Annotated in this window: 5 protein-coding genes; 3 read left to right on the top strand and 2 right to left on the bottom strand. The window is 31.6% G+C overall.

Translation table 11 applies throughout. The features are described 5' to 3' along the window. Positions 1–75: 75 nt before the first annotated feature. The 3 genes from OM075_RS17495 to OM075_RS17485 all read left to right on the top strand — a co-directional run bounded on the left by OM075_RS17495 (position 76) and on the right by OM075_RS17485 (position 3,354). Complete coding sequence (locus tag OM075_RS17495; protein ID WP_301191830.1) at positions 76–1,146, top strand: PorP/SprF family type IX secretion system membrane protein; 1,071 nt, start codon at positions 76–78, stop codon at positions 1,144–1,146. A 248-nt stretch (positions 1,147–1,394) separates the two neighbouring features. After that, positions 1,395–2,012 (top strand): OmpH/Skp family outer membrane protein, encoded by a 618-nt coding sequence (locus OM075_RS17490; RefSeq protein WP_301191829.1) that lies wholly within the window; start codon positions 1,395–1,397, stop codon positions 2,010–2,012. 76 nt (positions 2,013–2,088) lie between these two features. After that, positions 2,089–3,354: a glycosyltransferase family 2 protein gene (locus tag OM075_RS17485; protein ID WP_301191828.1), complete on the top strand. Its 1,266-nt coding sequence runs from the start codon at positions 2,089–2,091 to the stop codon at positions 3,352–3,354. A gap of 11 nt (positions 3,355–3,365) precedes the next feature. On the opposite strand, the gene OM075_RS17480 is transcribed toward OM075_RS17485, so the two are convergent. After that, positions 3,366–3,686: a hypothetical protein gene (locus OM075_RS17480; RefSeq protein ID WP_301191827.1), complete on the bottom strand. Its 321-nt coding sequence runs from the start codon at positions 3,684–3,686 to the stop codon at positions 3,366–3,368. Next, a complete protein-coding gene (locus OM075_RS17475) occupies positions 3,686–3,994 on the bottom strand; it encodes an FtsB family cell division protein (protein WP_301191826.1) in 309 nt (102 codons plus the stop codon). The genes OM075_RS17480 and OM075_RS17475 overlap by 1 nt, the downstream gene beginning before the upstream one ends. Positions 3,995–4,169: the final 175 nt, after the last annotated feature.

The following is a 4,169-nucleotide window of genomic DNA, read 5'->3' as shown; positions in this document are numbered from 1 at the left end:
TTTATTAGATTTTAAATAAAATGCCTTGCAAAGTTTTTATTACTTTGCAAGGCATTTGGACAAGCTACAATCATAATGAGAAAATATACTTTGAAATATTTATGCATTACATTTTTGTTAATACTTTTTGCTTCAATAAGTAGAGCTCAAGATGTATCGTTTTCTCAAAATTATGCTTCTCCACTTTATTTAAGTCCTTCTTTTACAGGATTAACAGAGGGGAGTAGATTGGCAATTAACTACAGAGATCAATGGCCAAGTATACCACAAACATACCGATCTATGTCTGTGTCTTTTGATCATTATTTTGCAGACTATAATAGTGGATTAGGTTTTCTATATGTTAGAGATGATCAGCAAAAAGGGGCATTAGTGAATCAAAATATAGGATTGTTATATGCCTATGAAGTATATGTATCCAGAAATATTATGATCCGTCCTGGTATACAATTTAAATTTAACCAGTCTTTTATTGATTTATCAAAAACTTTATTTGAAAGAGGAATTGATGAAAATACAGGGAGACCAGTAGATTATACTGGTATTTCGTTAGCAGATAATCAATTAAATAAATTTGATGCAGCAGCATCTGTAATGATTTACAGTAACTTATATTGGGCAGGTATTTCAGTAGATCATTTAGTGAAAAATAGTAAAAGCTTTAGTGAAATTTTACCTGTAGATGGAACTAAAATTACTTTATTCGGAGGGTATAAATGGGTTTATAAAGAAGGTCGCAGAAAAAGTCCGGATCAAAGTGTAACTTTTGCTTTTAACTATAGACAACAGGATTATTTTAGTCAGTTGGATTTTGGTGCTTATTGGCAATATAATCCATTAGAATTAGGGTTATGGTATAGAGGTATTCCAACCAAAAATAAGGAACAGCTCTCAAATAACGATGCGATAATTGCATTATTCGGAATTCATTTAGGACGAACAAGGGTAGGTTATTCATACGATTTAACACTTTCAGATTTAGCAGGAAATACTGGTGGTGCGCATGAAATATCTATTTTATATACCATCCCATCATCCAATAAACCAAGAATTAACAGGAATGCAATACCTTGTTCACAACCAGGTTATTGGAATGCTGGTCCATCGCGTAGCAAATACAGAGGCAGATCCAGAAGAATATTCTAGCAAAGTCATATTTTTGAACTTTATATGCTAATGTATCACAAAAAACGCAAAAATTATTTTTAAATATTTGTTATTAATTTATATTTGTTGTCCAATTAGGCAAAGACCTTACTTCAATTTGAAGGAGAACTTTGTAGTTTGATTAAAATTATTAGTGTCCCATTAAGTATTAATAATGTATAAATGAATCATTTTGAATAATGTAAAGATGATTCGTATATATGTGGAGAAATGAAAAATTTAAACAGATGAAAAGATTTTTACTGGTAGTTAATTTAGTTTTTTTAGCAGGATTGAGTTCGCTTTTATTAGTTGGGTGCAATGAAAAAGCTGGAACAGGTGCATATGTTGACACTCCCGCGGGTAATGGATCCATAAGTAAAGGAGATGTGTTTCCTATAGCATATATTGACACCGATTCTTTATTACGCCAGTATCAATTCGCCATATATCTTCAAGAAGAGTTATTGAAGAAAGAAGAAAAATCTCGTACTGATTTTAATGAGCAGGCAAAAAAATTACAAACTCAAATGGCTGAATTCCAGAGAAAAGTTCAAAATAATGGGTTTTTATCAAGAGAGAGAGCTGAGCAGGAACAAAAGAATTTGATGGCTAAAGACCAGGAACTACAAGGTTTAAATGCTAAGTTGTCAAATGAATTAATGGTGGAACAGGAAAAGTTAAATCGTCAGTTAAGAGATACTTTATCTTCTTACCTTGAAGAATTTAATAAAGATGGTAAATACAAACTTATCTTAAGTAATACTTTAGGTGATAACGTACTTTACAGTGCTCCTGGAATTAATATCACTCAGGAAATTGCAGATGCTTTAAATGCCAGATATGAGGCAGGAAAAAGCAAATAAGTAGAAAATTTAAGATTATAATATTATATGGGCAGAATCCTTGTGATTTCTGCCTTTTTTTATGAATTTTAAGAACATGAATCCATTATTTTCAAAATATCTAGAAAGACATACTCCTTTTACAAAGTTTGATTCCAAAAGCATTAAAGAATCAGATTTAGTCGTTGTTATTCCCGTATTTCTTGAAAAGGATATTTGTAAGACTTTGGATTCATTGAAGAAATGTAATCCAATACCTAAACATGTTGCAGTGGTTTTGGTAGTAAATGCCGGTGTTAATGCAGCAGAAGATATAATTGTAACACAAGAACAAACCATTGTTGAACTTGATGCTTATAGTACTGCATTTAATAATGAGCATTTGAGCTTTTATACCGTTAAGGCATTTGACTTACCCAGAAAGCATTTTGGAGCAGGATTAGCCCGTAAAATTGGGATGGATTTGGCTATACAGCATTTTTTTGATCATAGCAATGATAATGGTATCATAGTATCGTTAGATGCAGATACTATGGTTGAGGAGAATTATTTTACAGAAATATATCATTGGTTTAATCGTTCGCATAAACGAAAAGCCTGTTCTATTTACTATGAACATCCTATAGAAGGAGATGAGTTTGATGAAGAGATTTACCAAGCAGTGACTCAGTACGAATTGTACTTACGCTACTATGTTTCGGCATTAAAAGTAATAGGATTTCCTTATGCATATCATACTGTTGGTTCTTGTTTTGCCGTTCATGCTAATGCCTATGTTAAAGTAGGAGGAATGAACAGGCGCCAAGGAGGAGAAGAATTTTATTTTATCCAAAAACTAGTTCAGATGGGTGGTTATGGAGAATTAAATTCAACCATAGTTAAACCGTCTTCAAGAATATCAGAACGAGTGCCTTTTGGTACCGGCCCTTCAATAAAAAATATTGTAACAGATGAGGAAGACTATAGCACTTATAATCCAACCTCTTTTTTCGATTTGAAAGTACTTTTTGATTCTGTTGAAGAATACTATGCAATATCAGAAGAAGAATATCAAAGTAAGATACTGGAACTGCCGGGAAGAGTCAGGAGTTTTCTTCTGAATTCCTCGTTTTGGGAAGAAATTAATAACCTTTCTGAGAACTGTTCAAATGTAGAGGCCTTTAAAAAACGATTTTACCATGTTTTTAATGCATTTAAGCTGGTAAAATACCTTAACTATACACATGAACATTTCATCGGAAAAATACCTGTATTTGATGCTGCAATTGAATTATTAGAATATATGCAGTATAATACAGATGATTTTTTCGAAGAACGTGAGCTTTTATTAAAATTCAGGGAAATTCAGAAAGGGGAGAATTAACAAAGGAATTGTTAAACGTATTTTCTGAAACTTACATAAAAATCTAATACAGCAGTAATTACTATTGCAATGATCCAATAGCTTCTGTTGAACAAGATTGCCAGGATTCCTACTCCCAGAAATAATGCACTTACTGTTAATATACCATTTAACCTCTTGTTACTTTGCTTACCTTTTAAAAAGTTAAACAAGCGAATGCCAAGAAAAGGGACATATCCAAGAATTAAAAGCGGAAATGCTATTTCAGAGTTGTTAAGTTTTAAAAATATACCTAAAATAAGACATATCATGCCCAGGTAATAGGCGTAGCTAAGTGATTTATATATATTCATTATTCGTTATCTTCTTCTACAATTACAAAAATATCTTCGTTCTTCTTTTTCATCAAATATTGTTCCCTGGCAAATTTTTCAAGACTTTCGGGGCTTTCGTCAATCTCCTTCAGTTTACGTTGGTTTTGTTCAATCTCAACCTCGTAGTGATTTTTCTGTTTTTCTAATTGTTTGATTCTTGATGAAAGTTTAGCTCTGTCCCATAAATTATTTTGATCAAAAAATCCTACCCAAATACCAAATACAATTAAAGTAAGAATATATTTGTTTCTTAGTATGGGCGGTACGTTTATAGTTGGAAATTTCATCTGTTAATAATTTGATTTTTATGGTTACAAGGAATTCGCCTGATATAATCATTTTCTTCTTTGAGAATCTGTTCTTATGGCTTGTTTCATCTTAATCTTTTTATTATTCAACTATTTTTTGTTTAAATATAGTTGATTCAGATCAGGAGCAAAGGTATAAAAAATCAATGCATCA

Origin of the sequence: Plebeiibacterium sediminum, assembly GCF_026013605.1 — a bacterium.
Classification (GTDB): domain Bacteria; phylum Bacteroidota; class Bacteroidia; order Bacteroidales; family Marinilabiliaceae; genus Saccharicrinis; species Saccharicrinis sediminus.
This window is presented reverse-complemented; position numbering and strand designations above follow the sequence as displayed.